Source organism: Syntrophorhabdus sp. (assembly GCA_012719415.1).
Classification (GTDB): domain Bacteria; phylum Desulfobacterota; class Syntrophorhabdia; order Syntrophorhabdales; family Syntrophorhabdaceae; genus Delta-02.
The window spans coordinates 1-2,398 of sequence record JAAYAK010000231.1; the positions used below are offsets into that span (position 1 = coordinate 1).

The window sequence follows — 2,398 nt, forward strand, 5'->3', positions numbered from 1 at the left end:
GATGAAGGCGCAGGAAGAGGCCCGCGCGGGAGCCAGGGTGTTCACAGAGATAACCCCCTTCACCCGGTTCCACCTCGCCGAGGGCTATCATCAAAAGTACTATCTCAGGGGGGCCGGCGATATTGCCGCGGAGTACCTTGCCATCTACCCCGATCTCAAGGACCTCATTGGTTCCACGGCGACCGCCCGGGTCAACGGATACCTCGGCCGCTACGGCACGAAGGCACAGCTCGAAGAAGAGCTGGACTCGCTGGGCCTCACGGAGGAAGGCCGGAAGAGACTCCTTGGCATTGTTGCGCCGTGAGGATGCACTGTCCTTTCACCTGAAGATCTTGTCGACCCTTATGTCTCCTACTGCTGCGCCGGTATCGTGACCGTGGGGAGGGGTTCGGTCTTTCCCGTATCCGTGAGGGTAAAGATGAGCATGATAAAGGATATCACCCGCTTTGATGCAATGTCCCGGTCGTCGACCCAGAACCAGCGGCCGCGGTACTCGACGGACACGAAGGCATCCCGGGGTTTTGCGTCGGAACACTTGACGGTGAAGCTGCCTTTTTCGATCGCATCCGCCATGGCATCTCTGACACCGGGGAGCGCCCTTCCTTCCTTCACATCTATTTCAGGTATCTCGACCCGGGCCGCCATGAAGCCCAGAACGAACATGAGCGGGAAGGACTGCAGCGCTATCTCCCGGTTGTTATCGGGCTCGATGCCCTCGACCAGGGTGTACTGGCCCGCGGACGGGTCAAGCCCCAGAAGGCCGCACAGTTCGCGGACCCGGGAGGAGATCTCCGGCGGAGCACCTTTTGACCAGAAAGAGACGGTCATCTTCTTTTTCCCGTCTTTGTCGTTTGTGGTCTTTACGCGGATGGCGTTGGAGAGTTGAAGGTCGCGCAGGATTGTGACGACACGAAGGAATTTCTCGTCGGCGGGGCGAAACCCCGAAACAGGTGCCGACATGTTCCTCAGACCGTTGATCGCGGCGACCCCCATTCTGAAGATCATGTCCGCCGGTATGCCGGACTGAATGGTGGACATTATCCTGTCCGGAGGAAAGGGGGTAAGCAGGGTTCCGGCGAAGGAGCTTCCCGCCATCGGCACGTAGGTGATGGTCGGGCGGTCGGTGTACTTTCCCTGCAGGCTGCTGTCGATGGCGGTCGTGTTAAAGTTGGAGACGGTGGCGGAGCCCCCCAGGTTGATGCCCGTCTCCAGGGTGTAAGCGGCGACGATCTGTCCCACATCCACGAAGGAGACAGGTTCGACGTAGCGCATCTTGACAATATTGAGAAGGATCTGGCGTTTCCAGGACTCGCCAAGGGAGGCGTTGTAGTCGAACCGGTCGCGGGTGACCGAGCCGGGGCCTATGGACGCGCACCCCGCAAGGCCGGCTATTAGGATTCCGATAAACAACACTTTCAGTCGTCCCGTCATCATAAAGTTCCCTCCTTGGGCCTTGGCTTTGGTCCCTTTACCGGGGTCGGTCTACTTGAATACGTCGTCGAGCCAGTCGAAAAGCACCTGGCCCACGATGCTGCGGTTCTCCATCACGCAGTGGTTCGTCGCGCCTTCATCAAATGGGGTGATGACCATCTTCTTCTTCGGGTTGGTGAAGCCGTCCTGGCAACCTTCTGGTGGCGCTGCACCTCGGCGCTCCTGTACTCGCCCTCCCCGACAATGATGAGCGCGGGGACCGTCACCTTCGCGGGGGTCTTCCCGGCGGCGGCCTTGCGGAAGTATCCCGGAAGCACCGTTCCCTCGAAGGGGATCTCAAGATACTCGAGGGGCGGGTCGAAAAGGGGCCCTGTTTTTTTCATGATGCCCCTTAGCTTGATGCCCCTCTCCTTGAAGCGAGCATCCGTGGGGAGCATGGAAATGAGGGATATCCTTCTCTCTCTGTCCCACGCTCTGTCGGCCTTCTCTCCCCGCCGTCCCAGAGCCACCGGGCGGGACCCTCAGGATGGACCGGGTGGGGTCCCTCTTCTTCTCCTTCCGCGCCTGCCGGCGCGCCGCGTGAGCGCGAGACCAAGCTCGTCGAGACCCACGAAAGGCTCGGGTTCTCCCGAGCCGTCGACGGACTCGAGGACCCCCGTCACCCTTGCGGGGTCCTTCGTGTCGATCCGGTAGACGCGGATGATGAAGCTCTCCAGAATTGACTGCTCGGTCATGACGGATAGATTATACCCCGTCGACACCCACAGATTGCTTACAGATTGCAAAAAAGCGGTGGCCCATGGCCACACTATTGTCTTTGAAGCATTGATGCGTAGAGTTCTTCGGTTTGGCCGGAAGGCCTGACGCCAAGGTTCTCCCCGAGTACCTCCCGGCAGCGGCGGTAGGTCTTTGCGGCCTCGGCGTTGTTGCCGAGGTGGCGGTGGCAGACCATGAGGCGCTGGTAGAA

At 60.2% G+C, this 2,398-nt stretch carries 5 protein-coding genes; 1 reads left to right on the top strand and 4 read right to left on the bottom strand.

The features are described from left to right. The coding region (locus tag GXX82_13645) for a peptide-methionine (S)-S-oxide reductase (protein NLT24082.1) at positions 1-304 on the top strand (304 nt) is incomplete at its 5' end. Positions 305-351: 47 nt separating this feature from the next. On the opposite strand, the gene GXX82_13650 is transcribed toward GXX82_13645, so the two are convergent. From GXX82_13650 to GXX82_13665, 4 genes are all read right to left on the bottom strand, one after another. Continuing rightward, positions 352-1,434, bottom strand: a complete 1,083-nt coding sequence (locus GXX82_13650; protein NLT24083.1) for a hypothetical protein — start codon at positions 1,432-1,434, stop codon at positions 352-354. Positions 1,435-1,544: 110 nt separating this feature from the next. Beyond that, positions 1,545-1,940 carry a hypothetical protein gene (locus GXX82_13655; GenBank protein NLT24084.1) on the bottom strand — a complete coding sequence of 132 codons (396 nt, stop codon included), beginning with the start codon at positions 1,938-1,940 and terminating at the stop codon, positions 1,545-1,547. Positions 1,941-1,952: 12 nt separating this feature from the next. Beyond that, entirely contained in the window at positions 1,953-2,165 is a 213-nt protein-coding gene (locus GXX82_13660; GenBank protein ID NLT24085.1) for a hypothetical protein, read from the bottom strand. A gap of 74 nt (positions 2,166-2,239) precedes the next feature. Then, a partial coding sequence (locus GXX82_13665) for a hypothetical protein (protein NLT24086.1) occupies positions 2,240-2,398 on the bottom strand: 159 nt, incomplete at its 5' end.

What these genes read in the sequence shown, in the direction of transcription:
- GXX82_13650 (NLT24083.1), bottom strand. Translation starts at nt 1,434, where the DNA reads ATGATGACGGGACGACTGAAAGTGTTGTTTATCGGAATCCTAATAGCC.
- GXX82_13660 (NLT24085.1), bottom strand. Translation starts at nt 2,165, where the DNA reads ATGACCGAGCAGTCAATTCTGGAGAGCTTCATCATCCGCGTCTACCGG.